Origin of the sequence: Kitasatospora sp. NPDC058162, assembly GCF_042884005.1 — a bacterium.
In the GTDB taxonomy this organism is placed as follows: Bacteria; Actinomycetota; Actinomycetes; order Streptomycetales; family Streptomycetaceae; genus Kitasatospora.
In genome coordinates this window covers 142191-159387 of the sequence record NZ_JBHVUS010000005.1, presented here as the reverse complement: position 1 = coordinate 159387, position 17197 = coordinate 142191, and the positions used below count along the sequence as shown (strand labels likewise).

Sequence of the window (17197 nt, the reverse complement as noted above, 5' to 3'; positions counted from 1 at the left end):
GATGGCGCGGCGGGCGCGGGGCTCAGGCTCAGGCCTGCTTGACGGCCACGGTGACGTCCAGGGTGAACGGCTCGACCACCAGGCCGTCCGGGAACTCGGCGGTCATCGCCTCCCGCTCGGCGGCCAGCACCGGGGCGCGCTCCTCGGGGCTGAGCGAGGCCAGGTAGGAGCGGGAGGTCAGGTCGGTGAGCACGTGCTCGACGGTGACCTGCCGCTCCCAGTGCAGCACCGCCCGTTCGACCGCGAGGCCGGCCGGGGCGAAGTGCCGGGTGTGGCCGCTGATCCCGCCGTAGCCGTGGTAGCGGTCGGGCAGTGCGGCGGCCAGCCGCTCGGCCCGGGCCCGGACCCACGGCACGGTCTCGTCGTGCACGTTCCACCAGGTGGCGAGGGCGCCGCCGGGCCGCAGCACCCGGACCGCCTCCGGGACGGCCAGCTCGGGGCGGGTCCAGTGGAAGGCCTGGGCGTAGCTGATCAGGTCGGCGGAGGCGTCGTGGAAGGGCAGGTCGTCGCCGGTGCCGCGGACCAGCGGCAGGGTGGGCGAGGAGGCCAGGAACTGGGCGGCCATGCCGCCGCTGGGCTCGACCGCGACGATCTCGGCGCCCCGGGCGGCCAGCAGCCGGGTCGCGATGCCGGTCCCGGCGCCGACGTCCAGGACCCGGGCGCCCTTGAGGCCGCGGCCCCAGAGCCGCTCCACCGTGTCGAACAGCTCGGCCGGGTAGCCGGGCCGCCCCCGGTCGTACTCGGCCGCGACCGCGCCGAAGCTCACGGCGAGCTCCCGGTAGTTCTGGTAGTCCGTCACATTTCCCCCTGTGTACGGCAGTTCACTCCCGTTCGGGCCCGTTCGGGCCCGGTGATCAGCGTACGCGCGAGGGGGTGGCGAGGTGCAAGCGGGTGAAGGCGAGGGCCTCGGCCAGATCGGCCTCGCGTTCGGCGGGGGACGCGGAGCGACGGGTGTTGACCTCCAGCACCACGTGGCCGTCGAAGCCGGTGCGGGCGAGGTGCTCCAGCAGCTCGGCGCAGGGCTGCTTGCCCCGGCCGGGGATCAGGTGCTCGTCCTTGCCGGAGCCGCTGCCGTCGGCGAGGTGGACGTGGGCGAGCCGGTCGCCCATCCGCTCGACCATGGCGAAGGTGTCGATCCGGGAGGTGGCGACGTGCGAGAGGTCGATGGTGAAGTGCCGGTACTCCTCGTCGGTGACGTCCCAGCCGGGCGCGTACGCCAGCACCTCGCGGTCGCGGTAGCGCCACGGGTACATGTTCTCGACGGCGAAGCGGACGTCGGTCTCGCCCGCCATCCGGTTGATGCCCTCGACGAACTCGCGGGCGTACTGCCGCTGCCAGCGGAACGGCGGGTGCACGACCACGGCGCTCGCGCCGAGCTTCTCGGCCGCCGCCCGGGCCCGGACCAGCTTGGTCCACGGGTCGGTGGTCCACACCCGCTGGGTGATCAGCAGGCACGGCGCGTGCACGGCCAGGATCGGCAGCTGGTGGACGTCGGAGAGGCGGCGCAGGGCCTCCAGGTCCTGACTGACCGGGTCGTTCCAGACCATCACCTCGACCCCGTCGTAGCCGAGCTTGGCGGCCAGCTCGAAGGCGACGGCGGTGCTCGCCGGGTACACCGAGGCGGTGGACAGCGCCACCTTGGTGTCCGGGATGTGCAGGGTCGGGTGCTGGGGCAGCACCAGCCGGTCGGTGGTGCGCAGCAGCGGCGGGCGGGCGGCGTCGCGCTTGGCGGCCTTCACCGAGCGGACGGACTGCACGGCGGCCTTGGCGGCGCCGGCGGCCCCGGCGGCGGCCTTCCGCGCCGCGGTCTTCCGGGCGGGGGCCTTGGCGGTCTTGTCAGTCTTGTCGGCCGGGGTCCGCTCGGCGGCGGCGGCCGGAGCGGCGGTGCGCTGCGTGGCCTTGACGGCCTTGACGCCCTTGACGGCCTTGACCGCTTTCGCGGCCTTGGCGCCCTTGGCCGCCTTGCCGAGACCCGCCGTACCGCGTCGGCCGCGCGGGTCGGCCGGCCGCGGCTGCCCGTCCGCTCCGGGAGCGCGGCCCTCCTGCGTTCCGTCCTCGCCCGCTGGTTGCACCACGGGAGACAGCGTAAGCGGAGCACGCTCCGAACGGGGGCGGACGCCCGGCGGAGTGACCACCGGCACGCTCCCCCGCTCCTGCGCGGGCGCTCCTGGGCAGGAGCTACCGGGCTGGCGTTACTGGGTGAGCGCGGGGCGGCGCTGGTCGGCGGGGCTGTCCATGGCGTCCAGCTCGCGCAGGATGATGCCCTCGCGCAGCGCCCACGGACAGACGTCCAGCTCCTCCAGCCCGAACAGGTCCATCGCGGCGTCCGCGACCAGTGCCCCGGCCAGCAGCTGCTTGGCCCGGCCCTCGGAGACCCCGGGGATCTGCGCGCGCTCGGCGACGGTCATCGTGGACAGCCGCGGCAGCCAGGCCGACAGCCCGCTGCGGGTGAGCCGGCGGTCGGTGTACGGGCCGGCGTCGGCGGGGGCGGCGCCGGTCATCCGGGCCAGCTGCTTGAAGGTCTTGGAGGTGGCGACGGCGTGCTGCGGCGGCCCGAGCCGGGAGATCTCGCCGACCACGTGGGCGATCTCGGCGCGGACGTGCCGTCGCAACTCGCGCAGCCCGTCCGGGTCGGCGACGTCCCCCGGCAGCCAGCGGGCGGTCAGCCGCCCGGCGCCGAGCGGCAGCGAGCAGGCGACGTCCGGCTGCTCGTCCAGGCCGCAGGCGATCTCCAGCGAGCCGCCGCCGATGTCCAGGTTGAGCAGTCGGCCCGAGGACCAGCCGAACCAGCGGCGGACGGCCAGGAAGGTGAGCCGGGCCTCGTCCTGACCGGAGAGCACCCGCAGTTCGATCCCGGTCTCGGCGGCGACCCGGCGCAGCACCTGCTCGCCGTTGGCGGCCTCGCGGACGGCCGAGGTGGCGAACGGCAGGATGTCGACCACGCCCTTGTCCTCGGCGACCCGCAGCGAGGAGGCGATGTGCCCGATCAGCCGCTCGACGCCGGCCTCGCTTATCGCGCCGGACTCGTCCAGCAGCTCGGCCAGACGCAGTTCGGCCTTGTGCGAGTACGCGGCCAGCGGGGCGGCACCCGGATGGGCGTCCACCACGAGGAAGTGGACCGTGTTGGAACCTACGTCGAGAACACCGAGTCGCATAACTCTCCACGCTACGCGATCCGGCCGTGGAGGCGATCGGTTGTGACGGTATTCGCGCTGGTCCAGGTCGTTCCCGTCCGTTCCGGGTGCGACCGGTGAACACTCGCCTGAACACTCTCCGTCGATCGCCGCTCAGTGGCCGCGCGGTCCGGCCCGGCGCTCGGTGCGGCAGTTGGCGTCCACCCAGCGGCGGGCCGGGCCCGGGGTGTCGGTGATCAGGCCGTCGGCGTCCCGGGCGGTCATCAGCTGCCAGGCCTCGTCGCCGTCCAGCGTCCAGACGTAGACCTCGCGCCCGGCCTTGCGCTCGGCCGCGATCCGGGCGGCAGTGGCCAGGCCGGTGTCCAGGGCGATCCCGTCCAGCTTGAGGTCCCCAGGGTCCTCGGCGATCGCGCCGCCCTGGATCAGCACCACCGGCAGGGCGGGCGCCACCGCGTGGGCCTGGCGCAGGTGCGCGACCGAGAAGGAGTAGAGGACGACGTGCGCCCGGCTGCCGGCCGCGAGCCGGGCGATCCGGGCGACGTCCTCGGGGCGCTGCCACTTGATCTCCATCAGCAGCGTGGCGCTGCTGCCGGAGAGGCGCTGGAGCAGCTGCTCCAGGGTGGGTACGGGCTGGGCGCCGCCGGGGCCGACCGTCACCCGCAGGGCGGCGATCTGGGCGGCGGTCAGGTCCGCGACGGCGCCCTTGCCGTTGGTGGTGCGGTCCACGGTCGGGTCGTGCATCAGCACCGGGACGCCGTCCCGGGTGGTCTGGACGTCGGTCTCCAGCCAGTCCGCGCCCTGGTCGAGGGCGGTGTCGAAGGAGGCCATGGTGTTCTCGGGCGCGTTGAACGGCGCACCCCGGTGCCCGATCACCACCGGGGACGCGCACACCGACGGCGCGGCGGCCGAACGGGCCTGCAGCGCGGGACCACCGGAGGCGCACCCGGCGGCCAGGACCGCGAGCGCGGCGAGGACGGCGGTCTGGGTGCGGGACGGGGCGGTCACGGCTCGGTGCTCCGGTTTCGGTCGCTTCGGGTCGGCTGGTTCGTGGTCATCTGATCCCTCTGACAGCCCCGCACCGGCCTCCGGTTCCCCGGCCCGCCGGGATCGGCCGGTATCGGCCGGGATCGATCCGACCTGAGGCCGGATCGCCACGGGCTGAGGCCGGATCGCCACGGGCCGAGGTCGGATCAGAGCAGGCCGTCCCACAACTGTTCCACGATGACGGCCCACCAGTTCTCCGGATCGCCGTAGACCGTACCGTCCAGCTCCGCCAGCCCCCGCTGCAGGGCGTCCACCGCGGGGCCCGCCGCGGCCGGGTCCAGCCCGCGCAGAGTGGGCCACCAACCGGCGAACAGCTCCAGGCAGCGGACGAAGGCCCGCAGGTCGGCGTTGCAGTGGCGGGCCGTCGCGTAGTCCGGGTCGACGGCCCGGACGGTGCCCTCCGCCCGGTCGAGGGCAATCAGCGCCCAGCCGTCCGTCCCCAGCACCAGCTGCCCGGCCAGCGCCGACCGCTCCCGCCCGGCCGCCCGGGTGCCGCGGCCGAGCGCCGCGAGGTACGGCGCGAGCGGCGGCAGGACGGTGCCCGGGCGGGACCCGTCCGCGATCGCCTCCACGCCCGGGTGGTGCAGCGCGAAGAAACCTTCCACCGCCTTCGGCACCCCGACCGCCAGCAGCAGCGCCGCCGCCTCCCCGGGCAGCTCCGCGCGCACCACGTCCGCCCGGTCGAAGCGCTGCACGCCCGCCGGGCCGAACCGCCGGGCCAACCGCTCCGCCAGGGCGGCGTCCGGCTCCTCCGGCAGCGGCGGCACCGACCGCGGGAACGACACCCGGTTGCGGCCCGGCCCGTCCGGCTCAGCGGGCAACTCCCGCACGGCGGACGCCCGGTGGTCGAAGCGCGGCCCGTAGGGCAGGTCGAAGTCCAGCCGGGCGTGCGGCAGTTCGGCCGCCAGCGCGTACGACCAGTAGCCGCCGGGCAGGGCCGCCGGCCGCAGATCGGTGCGCACCGCCAGCACGTCCTCGGCCGCGACGCCCTGCTCCCGCAGCCACCACCAGCCGCGCAGCGCCGGATGCGGCAGCCCGGCGGCCGACCGCAGCGCCAGCGCCTGGGTGGCGCCGGCGCCGTCCCGGTACGTCAGCTCGGCCCGGGCACCCCGGCCGGTGGCCGGCGGGCGGGTCGGGTCGTACCCGCCCGCACCGACGAAGTCCCGGTAGAGCCCGACCACTTCGTCCACCGGCACCGACGGCCACACCGTGAACCGCCCGCTCTCCCGGTCCACCACGGCACACGCCGCCCCGACCTCCTCGGGCGCCCGCCGCTCCCCCGTCCGCGGATCCACCTCCACCCGGGGCGGCTCCGCCCAGACGACCCACCCCAGCTCGAACTCGTGCACGCACACCCGCCGCGCCACCCCGGCACCCTGCGGAAGATCCCCGTTGATCCACCGATGCCCCGCCTCCACCGCCTGCGCCCGCGCGATCACCCGTCCACCCCCGTCGTCGAATCGGACCCCACCATCATCCAGCCCCGCCCGGCCGCCGAAGGACGACACTGGACCCGCCCCCGCCCGACCAGAACCTCCGGAGGAACGGTGAACACACCATCCGTGCACGGCCGACAGCCCGTCGCCCGCACCCAGGACGCCGTGGCCGCGGCCCTCCCGCCGGCCCAGCGGATGGAGTTCCACCGCGAGATGGGCGGGGCGGGCGACGGGACGATCGGCGGCGTCCTGCGCCGCTGGTGGCTGCGCGCCGAGCTCTACCGCGACCCGGAGGGCGACCGCATCCACGCCGCCGTCCGGGCCGGCACGGCGCCGGGCACCCCGGCGGCCACGGTCCTGCGGCGTCTCGGGGCGCCGTGAGCACCGAGGGCCTCAGGCCGGCGGTTCGGGGCGGTGCTCCCGCCCCTCGTCGATCGCGGCCAACACGTCCTCCGTGCCGGGCAATCGTGCCTGGAAGGTAGCGCTGCCCCCGGCCGCACCCGTGCTCAGGCCGCCGCCAGGTCCACCGGGCGACCCTCCGGGTTCAGGGCGATGGCCCAGAGGCCCTGGGTGGCGGGGTGGAGGGGGGTGGGGCCGCGGCGGGCGAGTTGGTGGTCGAGGTAGGTGACGGTGTCCTGGTGGTTGACGGCGTTCCAGGCGTGCGGGCGGCCGTAGGCGTCGAGGGTGAGCAGGACGGCCTGGGCGCCGTGGCCGGCCCGGCGGAGTTCGTCGGCGAGGCGGGTGAAGGCCTGGCCGCCGTCGCCGAGGTCGCGGAAGGGGGCGCCGAGTTCGCGTTCGGCGCGGTCGCGGCCGCCGCGTTCGCCGGCGTCGCCCTCGGTGGGGATGCGCGGGGCGGCGCAGGTGGGGCGGCCGGTGTAGGTGTCGACAGCGGAGAGGGCGATCTCCAGGCTGTTGTTGGCCCGGCCGGGTGCGCGGTGGCCGTCCGCGTTGACGGCCTCGGCCCAGCCGCCGGCCGCCGGGTCGGGGTGGCGGACGGGGAGGCCGTCCTCGTCGCAGGGCACCCGGCGTTCGAGTTCGGCCTGGTGCTGGGGGTCGACCGGGCCGAGTCCGCCGGGCCGGCCGGAGGGGCGGCTGTCGGCGATGGTGCGCAGCCGGGGTTCGGGGCCGTCGGCGAGCGGGCCGCGGCGGGCGCGCAGGGCGAGTTGGAGGGCCATCGCGTGGGCGGTGGCGACCGGGACGGCGCCCCAGGCGAGGGTCGGGTCGGCGAGGGCCGCGGCGGTGTCCCGGCGGCGGCCGTCGGGGTGGTGGGGCTCGGGCCGGCCGAAGACCGGGGTGGTGCCGACGATCGGCGGCTCGGCCGGGGGCGGTGGCGCGGTGGCCGGGCCGTGAGTGGCGGGTTGGTGGGGCGCGGCGCCGGCCCCGGGGGTCCCGGCCGGGGTGCGGGGCGCGCCGGGCTGCGGTCCGGCGGCCACCGGGGCGCCGACGACCGGCGCGCCGGCCACAGGAACACCGGCCACAGGAGCACCGGCCACGACACCGCCGCCCACGACACCACCGGGTGCCCCCGTACCGATGCCGCTGCCGAAGGGCGCGGCCTGGTGCGCGGGGTAGCCGCCGCCGACGGCGAGCGGGCCGGGCCCGACGGTGCCGATCGGGCCGGCCACCGGGTAGCCGCCCGAGTAGGCCGGGGTCCCGAACTGCCCGGGCGCGCCGACCACACCGACCACGCCGACCTGCCGGACGGCGAGGGGCGCGTCCGGCGCCGGGTTGTAGACAGGTCCGCCGGTGGACGGCGGGGCGGCGGGCGCGGGCGGGGCGGCCACGGAGTCGGTCCGAACGGTCACCGGCACGCTGCCGCCACCGCCGCCGCCTCCGTTGTGCGAGGGCGCCTGGAGCGGGTAGTCCGCGTCCGACCAGCTCGCCGCCACCGGGCCGCCGCCCTGGTGGGCGGGGGCCGCCGTCCGGACCGCCGGCCCGTCGTCCCGGGCGGGCGGCGACCAGTCGGCGGCAGCGGCCACGGCCCGGTGCGAGCCCCCGTACGGGGGGCCGGCGGCCGGGGCGGCGTCGGCCGCCGGACCGGCCAGCGGACCGGCCGTCGGATCGACCGCCGGGGCCGAGGACGGGACGGCGGTGGGGTCGGCGGTGGGGAGCGCGGCGGAGAGCACGGACGGGACCACGGGCGCGGCGGCCCGGTCCAGCGTCGGCACCACCCCCGGCACCTGCGGGCCGTCCTTCAGGTCCTTCAGGTCCTTCGGGTCCTTCGGGTCCTTCGGATCGGTCAGGTCGGCCAGCGGCAGCCCGTGCAGCTCCTTGCCCGCCTGGTCGGTGAGCACCGGCTGCCCGTGCTCGTCGAGCCGGACGGCCAGGTCGGCCACCCCGACCACCGGCTTGCCGTCCGGCCCGGTCGTCACGAGCAGCCCGGCGGCGTCGGCCACCGGTGTGCCGTCGGAGCGCAGGATGACCGGCTTGCCGTCCGCTCCGAGGACGGGCTGCCCGTGCTCGTCGAGCTTGACGCTGAGGCCGGGCACGCCGACCAGGGGCTTGCCGTCCTTCCCGGAGAGCACGACCAGTCCGGTGCCGTCCCGGCCGAGCACGCCCGGTTCGCCGAGGGCGGCGGGCAGTCCGGCGGCGAGCGGGTCGAAGCCGCCCGCGGTGCGGTAGGAGGCGGTGGTGACGCCCGCCGTGGCAGCGGTCCCGAGGCGCAGCAGGGCGACGGCGGCGGGGTCCTTGAGCGCGGTGGCCAGGGCGTCCTTCATGCCGCGGCCGAGTTCGGCGAGCAGTCCGGCGATCTTGAGGGCGGCGGTCTCCACCGCGACGGCCTCGACGCCCGCGGTGACCTGGCTGGCGGCGGCGTTCTTCACGCCGTCCGCGAAGCCGGCGACGGACTTCTCCAGTCCGCCGAACACCCCGGTCTGCCCGGTCCGGCCGGCGCTGCGGGCGACCTCGGCGGCGGTCTGCTGGACCTTGGCGGCCTGTTCCTCGGCCTGCTGGAGTTCGGCGGCCAGGTTGCGCAGGGTGGCGATGATCTCGGCCTTGCAGCCGTCGACGTCCTGCGCGGCGGTGTCGAAGGCGGTGGCGACCAGCCCGACCGCGGTGTGGGCGTCCGGCAGACGGCCCTTGCCGCCGTCGCTGTACGTCCGCCAGTACGCGGTGAAGGAGTCGACCGCGTGGCCGGTGTTGTCGGCGGCCACCCGCTGGACGGACTCGCCGCCCCGGCGGGTGATCCGTTCGGCCTCGGTGGCGAACTCGCGCCAGTGCGCGGCCGCCTTGCGCAGGGCGTCCTCGTCGGCCTGCGGCCACGGGTGGCCGGTCCTGGCCAGGAGCGGAACCAGTTCCTCGGGCAGTTTCCGGGTCACGCGCTTCTCCCCCTTCGAGCCGGGCCGTTCAGACCGACATGGACTGGGGGACGGCCGGTGCCGCCCCCGGGGTTGCGCCGGTTCCGGAAGTCGCTGGCGGGCCCTGGTACACGGCGGGGCGGGCGACCGCCCCCGGTGCGTCGCCCGCCGGTCCGGTGTTGCCGCCGAAGCCGTCCGCCGTCGTGGTGTCGGTGTCGGTGGTCCGCTCGGCCATGGTGTGCAGTCCGGTCCCGACCTTCCCCACCTGGCCGGCCAAGGCCTTGAGCCCGCCCAGGAGTTCACCGTGCGCCGGGCCGTACACGGCGGCGAAGGCGCCGCCCGGCTGGTCGGCGCCCCAGGGGGTGCCGAGCGCGGCGAGGTCCTTCTCCAAGGTGCCGACGGCCTTGCCGAGTTCACGCCCGAGCTTCTCGAACTCCCGCCCCTCGCCGTGGAGTTCCCAGGGCTTGAGGGCGAACCCGCCGCCGTCGCCGTCGGACTTCCCGGTGCTGCCGCCTGCCATCCCCGTACCTCCCCGTAGCGGACCGGCCGCCATCCTAGGGTGTGTCTTGCGGGTCCTTGCCGGGTCCGCGACGCCGGGGCACGCACCTCGCCGCGTTGTCGTCAGTCGCCAATGCTCCGCAGTGGCTCCCTCCTCCGCCTTGCGATGCACGCACCCCAACGCCGCGGCCTATCCGACAAAACCCGCAAGACACACCCTAGGCACGCGCCGGGTCGGCTCCGCACCGACAGTCGGACCTCTTCACCCCGCCTTCACCGCACACGGTGCCCGCCACCGGCCCGGCCCCGGCACCACCCGGTGCCCGCCACGGGCGGCGCCCACCGGCCCGTTCGCCCCCGCGAAGCTCTACCCTTGCCGGGTGGCACCAGCAGAAACGTCCAAGAAGAAGTCCAAGGCGAAGCCCGTGGCCGCCCCCGCCCCCGTCGACCTCGCGATGCCGACCCTGCGCCGCGAGATCCCGCGCGACGAGGTCCCGCTCGACTTCCCGCGCGCCTGGGTCGAGTTCTCCGACCCCGCCGACGAGGAGCAGGTCTTCCGCTGTGACCTGACCTGGCTGACCTCCCGCTGGTCCTGCGTCTTCGGCCAGGGCTGCCACGGCATCCGCGAGGGCCGCGGCGAGTCGGACGGCTGCTGCACGCTGGGCGCCCACTACTCGGACGAGGACGACGAGAAGCGCGTCCTGGGGCACGCGGCCCGGCTGACGCCGGAGCTGTGGGAGAACTTCGCCGAGGGCACCGACGCCAAGGGCCGGATCCGGTCCGACGGCGGCGTCACCATGCTGGACGAGGACGGCGACCGCCAGACCCGCCGGGTCAACGGCGCCTGCATCTTCGTGAACAGCCCGGACTTCGCGGGCGGCTCCGGCTGCGCCCTGCACGCGCTCGCCCTCAAGGAGGGCCGCGAGCCGCTGGAGACCAAGCCGGACGTCTGCTGGCAGCTGCCGGTCCGCCGCACCTACGACTGGATCGACCGCCCGGACGACACCCGCTACCTCCAGGTGACGATCGGCGAGTACGACCGCCGCGGCTGGGGCCCGGGCGGCCACGACCTGCACTGGTGGTGCACCGGGGCCCCGGCCGCGCACCAGGGCGCGGTGCCGGTGTACGTCAGCTACCGTCCCGAGCTCACCGAGCTGATGGGCAAGGCGGCGTACGGCGTGCTGGCCGGGCTGTGCGAGGAGCGGATCGCCACCAAGGGCGACCGCAAGGTGGCCCCGCACCCGGCGGACCCGGTCCCGGCCAGGAAGGCCAAGGACAAGAAGTAGCGGCTGCGGGCCCGGTCCCCTTCCGGGGAGCCGGGCCGCCCGCCGATCGGTAGACCGGTCGGTCCAGACACCTGTCTGTAGACCGGTCGGTCCAGACGCCCGTCTGTAGACCGGTCGGTCCAGACACCTGTCTGTAGACCGGTCGGTCCAGACACCTGTCTGTAGACCGGTCGGTCCAGACACCTGTCTGTAGACCGGTCGGTCCAAACACCCCCGGTAGACCGGTCGGTCTATTTGTCGATGTCCCCGACCACGAAGAACATCGACCCGAGGATCGCCACCATGTCGGCGACCAGCGTCCCCGGCAGCAGCTCGATCAGCGCCTGGATGTTGTTGAAGGACGCCGAGCGCAGCTTGAGCCGCCACGGCGTCTTGTCGCCGCGCGAGACCAGGTAGTAGCCGTTGACCCCGAGCGGGTTCTCGGTCCACGCGTAGGTGCTGCCCTCGGGCGCCTTGAGCACCTTGGGCAGCCGCTGGTTGACCGGGCCGGGCGGCAGGGTGGCCAGCTTGTCGAGGCAGGCGTCGGCGAGGTCCAGCGAGTTGAGGGTCTGCTCCAGCAGGCACTCGAAGCGGGCGAGGCAGTCGCCCTCCTCACGGGTGACGACGGTGAGCACCTGCCGCAGCTCCTCGGAGCCGTACGCGAGGTAGGGCTCGTCGCGGCGCAGGTCGAAGTCGAGGCCGCTGGCCCGGGCGATCGGGCCGCTGACCCCGTACGCCTGGGCCTGGGCCGCGGTGAGGACGCCGACGCCGGCGGTGCGGGCGCGGAAGATCTCGTTGCCGAGGACGAGGTCCTCGAAGACCGGCAGCTGCGAGCGGACGGTGGCGACGGCGGTGCGGACCCGGCCGAGCCAGCCGGCCGGGAGGTCCTCCTTGAGGCCGCCGACCCGGTTGAACATGTAGTGCATCCGGCCGCCGGAGGCCTCCTCCAGCACGTGCTGGAGGTCCTCGCGGCCGGTGAAGGCGTGGAAGATCGGGGTGATCCCGCCCAGTTCCAGCGGGTAGGAGCCGAGGAACATCAGGTGGTTGAGCACCCGGTTGAGTTCGGCGAGCAGGGTGCGGATCCACACCGCCCGCTCGGGGACCTCCATGCCGAGCATCCGCTCCACGCCGAGCACGACGCCGAGTTCGTTGGAGAAGGCGGAGAGCCAGTCGTGCCGGTTGGCCAGCATGATGATCTGCCGGTAGTCGCGGGCCTCGAACAGCTTCTCCGCGCCGCGGTGCATGTAGCCGATCACCGGCTCGGCGGTGACGATCCGCTCGCCGTCGAGCAGCAGGCGCAGCCGCAGCACGCCGTGGGTGGCCGGGTGCTGCGGGCCGATGTTGAGCACCATGTCGGTGGTGCCCGCCTCGCCGGTGAAGTTCTCGGCTCCCGCCCCGATGCCGACCGTGGTCTCCCTCATGACCCCAGAGTCTGCCATCCCGGCAGCAGCTCCAAGCTCCGCGGTACCGGCATGTGGACGGCCTGGAGGACCCACCCGAAGGCGCCCAGCCCGGCCGGGTCGGTGAGTTCGGCCCCCTCCCCCGCGCCGCTCAGCGCCCGCAGGTAGCCGACCGGGTCGGTGGAGGCGAGCGCCAGCGGCGGTCGTCCGCCGCTGACCCCGAGCGCGCGCAGGGCCTCGCGCTGCGTCGTCCACAGGCTGTGGAGACCGGGCACGGCGACGGCGTCCAGCGCGACGTGCGCGGTCACGTCGCGGGAGCCGTCCGGCACCGGGGCCACCTCCCGGCCGTCCCGGAAGCCGATGAAGGTCCCGAACGGCGGGCGCCGCCCGGCCGTGTGCCCGTAGTCGACGGCGACGGCCAGTCCGCGCTCCAGCCCGGCCACGGCCCGGGCCCAGGCGGCGTCCCGGGGCGCGCCGAACTCCACCACGTCCCCGGGCGCGGAGGCGGGCCACCAGCGTTCGGCCCAGGCCGCGTCGGCCGCCGAGACGGGTTCGCCGAGGCGCTCCGCACCGGTCGCGGTGTCCACCTCGCGGTAGCGCAGCACCCCGTCCCCGTCGACCTCCCCGGCGTCCAGCGGCACGTTGTCCAGCCACTCGTTGGCGAACAGCAGCCCGGTCGCGCCGCGCGGCGGCTCCGTCGTCCACAGGGCTGTGGACGGAAGTCCGGGCGGGCGCTCCGCGATCTCCACGCCGTACGGGCGCAGCCGCGCGAGCACCGCGGCGGGCAGTTCGGCCAGCACGCCGGCCAGCAGTTCCCCGCGCCCGGCCCCGACGTCGATCAGGGCCAGCTCCTCCGGACGACCGAGGGCCTCGTCAACCTCCAGCAGCAGGCGCGCCACCGCACGGGCGAACCTCGGCGAGGCGTGCACCGAGGTGCGGAAGTGCCCGGCCGGGCCCTCCGGCCTGCGGTAGAAGCCGCCGTCCTGGTCGTACAGGGCCCGTTCCATGGCGGGCGCCCACCGCATCCACGTCATGGGCCCGGACGCTACCGGGCTCCATGCTGCCCCTCCCAACCGGAGCCCGGCCGTCTCCGACCTACGGAGTAGGACGGATCGCCCTACCGGCGGACCTGGGCACCACGCGCGACTGCCTAGGCTGGAGACGTGCATCGACTCAACGCCTGGCTCCGCCGTCACCCCATGGTGGTCGACGCCGTCTGGGCGTCGTTCGTACTCTTCTTCTCCCTGCTGTCCAGCAGCAACTTCCCCGACGAGGGCTGGCGCCTCAACGCCGAGATCCTGGTCGCGGTGCTGCTGCCGCTGCTGATGGTCTTCCGCCGCCGCTTCCCCGACGTCACCGTCGCCGCCGCCACCGGCGTCGCCCTCGGCCAGGTGGCCGCCGACGTCGACCCGGGCGCCTCCTCCATCGCCTACCTGGTCTTCGCCTACACCGGCGCCGCCTTCGGCCAGAAGTGGACCTCCCGGCTCGCCCTGGTCGCCGGACTCGCCGCCGGCCCGCTGGCGTTCTGGCGGATGCACCTGGTGAAGACGTCCACCACCGACCACACCGGGGTGTACGTCTCCCGCCCGTACGGCGTCGGCGAGGCGGTGCTGATCACCCTGCTGATGAGCACCCCGTTCATCCTCTGCTGGGCCTGGGGCCGGCTGACCAGGGTGCGCCGCGCCTACCTGACCGAGCTGGAGGACCGCGCGGCCCGGCTGGAGCGCGAGCGGGACGCCCAGGCCAAGGTCGCGGTCGCGGCCGAACGGGCCCGGATCGCCCGCGAGCTGCACGACGTGGTCGCGCACAACGTGTCGGTGATGATCGTCCAGGCCGACGGCGCCGCCTACGTCCTCGACAACTCCCCGCAGCAGGCGAAGGAGGCGCTCGGCACGATCGCCTCCACCGGGCGGCAGGCCCTGGTCGAGATGCGCCGCCTGCTGGGTGTGCTGCGCACCGCCGACACCGCCGAGGAGTACGTCCCGCAGCCGGGCGTCGAGGAGCTGCCGGACCTGCTGGAGCAGGTCCGCACCGCCGGGCTGGCGGTCGACTACGCGACCTCCGGCCACCCGCGCGAGCTGCCGCGCGGCGTCGAGCTGACGGTCTACCGGATCGTCCAGGAGGCGCTCACCAACGTCCGCAAGCACGGCGGCCCCGATGTGCACGCCCGGGTCGCGGTCGACTTCGGCGAACGCGAGCTGGCCGTCCTGGTGGAGGACGACGGCCGCGGCAGCACCGACGAACAACTGGCCGCCGGCGGCACGGACGGTCTGGGCCACGGCCTGATCGGCATGCGCGAGCGGGTCGGCATGGTCAGCGGCAGCCTCGACGTGGGCCCCCGCCCCGGCGGCGGCTTCCGGATCCGCGCCGTCCTCCCGCTCAAGGCGGCACACTAACCCTCCGCCCCCTGTTAGGAGCCACCTTGACCATCCGCGTGATGCTCGTCGACGACCAGGAGCTGCTGCGCACCGGCTTCCGGATGATCCTCCAGTCGCAGGGCGACATCGAGATCGCCGCCGAGGCGGGCGACGGCGCCCAGGCCCTGGACCAGCTGCGGCACACGCAGGTGGACGTGATCCTGATGGACGTCCGGATGCCGCGCCTGGACGGGGTGCAGGCGACCCGCCGGATCTGCCTGGCCGAGGACGGCAGCCCGCTGCCGAACGCCCCGCACGTGCTCATCCTCACCACCTTCGACCTGGACGAGTACGCCTTCGCCGCGCTCAAGGCCGGGGCCAGCGGCTTCCTGCTCAAGGACGTCCCGCCGACCGAGCTGGTGGCCGCGATCCGCGCGGTGCACGGCGGGGACGCGGTGGTCGCCCCGACCACCACCCGCCGGATGATCGACCGCTTCGCGGAGGTGCTGCCGACCCCGCAGAGCGCGCCCGGCTCGGACGTCCTGGGCCCGCTGACCGAGCGGGAGCGGGAGGTGTTCCTGCTGGTCGCCCAGGGCCTGTCGAACGGCGAGATCGCGGCCCGGCTGGTGCTCTCGGAGGCCACCGTGAAGACCCACGTCGGCCGGATCCTGGCCAAGCTGGGGCTGCGCGACCGGGTCCAGGCGGTGGTGCTGGCGTACGAGGCCGGACTGATCCGGGCCGGGGCCGCGGACTAGGAACGACTGCCGGGGCCGCCCGTACACTGGGGCGGTACGTCCGGTACCCGCAGGTGGACCGGAACGGTCATTCAGGACAAGGGTGGACATGGGTTCGTCCGACTTCGCCGACTTCGGCGAGTTCGCCCCGCTCGCCGACGGCCTCGGTGATCCCCGCGACCCCGGCAACCGCCCGGCCCGGCTCACCGTCGGCGTGATCGGCACCGGCCGGGTCGGCCCCGCGCTGGGCGCCGCCCTGCAGCTCGCCGGGCACACCGTGGTCGCCGCCTCCGGGGTGTCCGCCACCTCCCGCCGCCGCGCCGAGGCCCTGCTCCCGGGCGTGCGGATCGTCACCCCGCCGCAGGTCATGGCCGCCGCCGACCTGGTGCTGCTGACCGTCCCGGACGACGCGCTGGCCGACCTGGTGGCCGGTCTGGCCGCCACCGGGGCGGTGCGCCCCGGCCAGCTGCTGGTGCACACCTCCGGCGCGCACGGCGTCGGCATCCTGGAGCCCGCCACCCGGGCCGGGGCGCTGCCGCTGGCCCTGCACCCGGCGATGACCTTCGCCGGCACCTCCGTGGACCTGGCCCGGCTGGCCGGCTGCCCGTTCGGGGTGACCGCCCCCGAGGAGCTGCGGCCGGTCGCCGAGGCCCTGGTGGTGGAGATGGGCGGCGAGCCCGAGTGGGTGCCCGAGGAGGTCCGTCCGCTCTACCACACCGCCCTCGCGCACGGCGCGAACCACCTGGTCACCCTGGTCGCCCAGGCGATGGACCTGCTGCGCACGGCCGGCGTCGCCGAGCCCGGCCGGATGCTCGGCCCGCTGCTCGGCGCGGCCCTGGACAACAGCCTGCGCTCCGGCGACGCGGCCCTCACCGGCCCGGTCGCCCGGGGCGACGCGGGCACCGTACGGCGCCACCTGGCGCAGCTCAGTACGGTGTCCCCGGACATCCCGGCCGCCTACCGCGCGATGGCCCGTGCCACCGCGCAGCGGGCGCTCGCCAACGGGACGATCGACGACGCGTCGGCGGCGGAACTGCTGGACGTACTGAACGAGGAGAAGCGCGATGGCACGCGGTAAGCAGCCGAACAAGCCCCAGCGGGCGCCGAAGGTCCACCGGGCCGTCGTCACCCACACCGTGGACGACTTCGAGGCCGCGTTCTGGCCGGACGAGAGCCCGGTGGACAACGCCGTGGTGATGACCATGGGCGCCCTGCACGAGGGCCACGCCGCGCTGATCCGGGCCGCCCGCAAGCAGGTCGGCCGGGAGGGCCGGGTCGCGGTGACGGTCTTCGTCAACCCGCTGCAGTTCGGCCCGTCCGAGGACCTGGACCGCTACCCGCGCACCCTCGACGCCGACGTGAAGCTGGCCGAGGAGAACGGCGCCGACGTGGTGTTCGCGCCCACCGTCGAGGAGGTCTACCCGAACGGCGAGCCTCAGGTGCGCCTGGCGGCCGGCCCGATGGGCGAGCGCTTCGAGGGCGCCACCCGCCCCGGCCACTTCGACGGGGTGCTGACCGTCGTCGCCAAGCTGCTGCACATCACCGACCCGGACTTCGCCTTCTTCGGCGAGAAGGACGCCCAGCAGCTGGCGCTCATCCAGCGGATGGTCGCCGACCTGGACTTCGACGTCGAGATCGTCGGCGTGCCGACCGTCCGCGAGGAGGACGGCCTGGCGCTGTCCTCGCGCAACCGCTTCCTCTCGGAGGAGGAGCGCGAGCGCGCCCTCGCCCTGTCCAAGGCCCTGTTCGCCGGCCGGGACGTCGCCGCGCAGGGCCCGAAGGCCGTGCGCGAGGCCGCCTCCGCCGTCCTGGACGGCGCCGAGGGCGTCACCCTCGACTACCTCGCCCTGATCGACCCGCACGACTTCTCGGAGGCGGCGGACGACTTCCAGGGCGAGGCGGTGCTGGCCGTCGCCGCGAAGGTGGGCTCGACCCGCCTGATCGACAACGCCCACGTCATCTGCCGCTAGGCAGATGACCGACAAGCACAGAATCGTTCGCTGAAACACCGGTAGCAAGATCCCTTTTTAGGC

The 17197-nt window shown here is 75.1% G+C and carries 15 protein-coding genes; 6 read left to right on the top strand and 9 right to left on the bottom strand.

What is annotated here, in order from left to right:
• Window positions 1-28 precede the first annotated feature (28 nt).
• The 5 genes from ACFVXG_RS12240 to ACFVXG_RS12220 form a co-directional block, all read right to left on the bottom strand.
• Window positions 29-799 carry a class I SAM-dependent methyltransferase gene (locus ACFVXG_RS12240; RefSeq protein WP_387926756.1) on the bottom strand — a complete coding sequence of 257 codons (771 nt, stop codon included), beginning with the start codon at window positions 797-799 and terminating at the stop codon, window positions 29-31.
• Window positions 800-854: 55 nt separating this feature from the next.
• Window positions 855-1658 carry a sugar phosphate isomerase/epimerase family protein gene (locus tag ACFVXG_RS12235; protein ID WP_387927139.1) on the bottom strand — a complete coding sequence of 268 codons (804 nt, stop codon included), beginning with the start codon at window positions 1656-1658 and terminating at the stop codon, window positions 855-857.
• A 534-nt stretch (window positions 1659-2192) separates the two neighbouring features.
• Window positions 2193-3155 carry a Ppx/GppA family phosphatase gene (locus ACFVXG_RS12230; protein WP_387926754.1) on the bottom strand — a complete coding sequence of 321 codons (963 nt, stop codon included), beginning with the start codon at window positions 3153-3155 and terminating at the stop codon, window positions 2193-2195.
• Between the two features lie 132 nt (window positions 3156-3287).
• Complete coding sequence (locus ACFVXG_RS12225; protein ID WP_387926753.1) at window positions 3288-4139, bottom strand: glycerophosphodiester phosphodiesterase; 852 nt, start codon at window positions 4137-4139, stop codon at window positions 3288-3290.
• 185 nt (window positions 4140-4324) lie between these two features.
• Window positions 4325-5545, bottom strand: a complete 1221-nt coding sequence (locus ACFVXG_RS12220) for an SUKH-4 family immunity protein (RefSeq protein ID WP_387926751.1) — start codon at window positions 5543-5545, stop codon at window positions 4325-4327.
• A gap of 180 nt (window positions 5546-5725) precedes the next feature.
• Between ACFVXG_RS12220 and ACFVXG_RS12215 the strand changes: the two genes are divergently transcribed.
• Window positions 5726-5995 carry a hypothetical protein gene (locus ACFVXG_RS12215; protein ID WP_387926749.1) on the top strand — a complete coding sequence of 90 codons (270 nt, stop codon included), beginning with the start codon at window positions 5726-5728 and terminating at the stop codon, window positions 5993-5995.
• Window positions 5996-6120: 125 nt separating this feature from the next.
• Here the strand turns inward: ACFVXG_RS12215 and ACFVXG_RS12210 are convergent, their stop codons facing one another.
• Both ACFVXG_RS12210 and ACFVXG_RS12205 read right to left on the bottom strand, forming a co-directional pair.
• Window positions 6121-8931, bottom strand: a complete 2811-nt coding sequence (locus ACFVXG_RS12210) for a toxin glutamine deamidase domain-containing protein (protein ID WP_387926747.1) — start codon at window positions 8929-8931, stop codon at window positions 6121-6123.
• A gap of 28 nt (window positions 8932-8959) precedes the next feature.
• Window positions 8960-9430, bottom strand: a complete 471-nt coding sequence (locus tag ACFVXG_RS12205; RefSeq protein WP_387926745.1) for a hypothetical protein — start codon at window positions 9428-9430, stop codon at window positions 8960-8962.
• A 433-nt stretch (window positions 9431-9863) separates the two neighbouring features.
• On the opposite strand from ACFVXG_RS12205, the gene ACFVXG_RS12200 reads away from it, so the two are divergent.
• Window positions 9864-10694 carry a hypothetical protein gene (locus ACFVXG_RS12200; protein ID WP_387927137.1) on the top strand — a complete coding sequence of 277 codons (831 nt, stop codon included), beginning with the start codon at window positions 9864-9866 and terminating at the stop codon, window positions 10692-10694.
• Between the two features lie 230 nt (window positions 10695-10924).
• Here ACFVXG_RS12200 and ACFVXG_RS12195 read toward each other — a convergent pair whose 3' ends face one another.
• Together ACFVXG_RS12195 and ACFVXG_RS12190 are read right to left on the bottom strand one after the other, a co-directional pair.
• A complete protein-coding gene (locus ACFVXG_RS12195; protein ID WP_387926743.1) occupies window positions 10925-12094 on the bottom strand; it encodes an NADH-quinone oxidoreductase subunit D in 1170 nt (389 codons plus the stop codon).
• A complete protein-coding gene (locus ACFVXG_RS12190; RefSeq protein WP_387926741.1) occupies window positions 12091-13107 on the bottom strand; it encodes an SAM-dependent methyltransferase in 1017 nt (338 codons plus the stop codon). The genes ACFVXG_RS12195 and ACFVXG_RS12190 overlap by 4 nt, the downstream gene beginning before the upstream one ends.
• A gap of 165 nt (window positions 13108-13272) precedes the next feature.
• Between ACFVXG_RS12190 and ACFVXG_RS12185 the strand changes: the two genes are divergently transcribed.
• From ACFVXG_RS12185 to panC, 4 genes are all read left to right on the top strand, one after another.
• A complete protein-coding gene (locus tag ACFVXG_RS12185) occupies window positions 13273-14469 on the top strand; it encodes a sensor histidine kinase (protein WP_387927135.1) in 1197 nt (398 codons plus the stop codon).
• A 26-nt stretch (window positions 14470-14495) separates the two neighbouring features.
• Window positions 14496-15185 carry a response regulator gene (locus tag ACFVXG_RS12180; protein WP_387926739.1) on the top strand — a complete coding sequence of 230 codons (690 nt, stop codon included), beginning with the start codon at window positions 14496-14498 and terminating at the stop codon, window positions 15183-15185.
• 88 nt (window positions 15186-15273) lie between these two features.
• Complete coding sequence (locus ACFVXG_RS12175; protein ID WP_387926737.1) at window positions 15274-16242, top strand: Rossmann-like and DUF2520 domain-containing protein; 969 nt, start codon at window positions 15274-15276, stop codon at window positions 16240-16242.
• Window positions 16229-17134 carry a pantoate--beta-alanine ligase gene (panC, locus tag ACFVXG_RS12170; protein ID WP_387926735.1) on the top strand — a complete coding sequence of 302 codons (906 nt, stop codon included), beginning with the start codon at window positions 16229-16231 and terminating at the stop codon, window positions 17132-17134. Before ACFVXG_RS12175 ends, panC begins: the two co-directional genes overlap by 14 nt.
• The last annotated feature ends 63 nt before the right edge of the window (window positions 17135-17197 follow it).

Excerpts from the sequence above, each read along its gene's own strand:
- ACFVXG_RS12190 (WP_387926741.1), bottom strand. The coding sequence starts at position 13,107 with ATGACGTGGATGCGGTGGGCGCCCGCCATGGAACGGGCCCTGTACGAC.
- ACFVXG_RS12175 (WP_387926737.1), top strand. The coding sequence starts at position 15,274 with ATGGGTTCGTCCGACTTCGCCGACTTCGGCGAGTTCGCCCCGCTCGCC.
- ACFVXG_RS12205 (WP_387926745.1), bottom strand. The coding sequence starts at position 9,430 with ATGGCAGGCGGCAGCACCGGGAAGTCCGACGGCGACGGCGGCGGGTTC.
- ACFVXG_RS12195 (WP_387926743.1), bottom strand. The coding sequence starts at position 12,094 with ATGAGGGAGACCACGGTCGGCATCGGGGCGGGAGCCGAGAACTTCACC.
- panC (WP_387926735.1), top strand. The coding sequence starts at position 16,229 with ATGGCACGCGGTAAGCAGCCGAACAAGCCCCAGCGGGCGCCGAAGGTC.
- ACFVXG_RS12185 (WP_387927135.1), top strand. The coding sequence starts at position 13,273 with ATGGTGGTCGACGCCGTCTGGGCGTCGTTCGTACTCTTCTTCTCCCTG.
- ACFVXG_RS12230 (WP_387926754.1), bottom strand. The coding sequence starts at position 3,155 with ATGCGACTCGGTGTTCTCGACGTAGGTTCCAACACGGTCCACTTCCTC.
- ACFVXG_RS12200 (WP_387927137.1), top strand. The coding sequence starts at position 9,864 with ATGCCGACCCTGCGCCGCGAGATCCCGCGCGACGAGGTCCCGCTCGAC.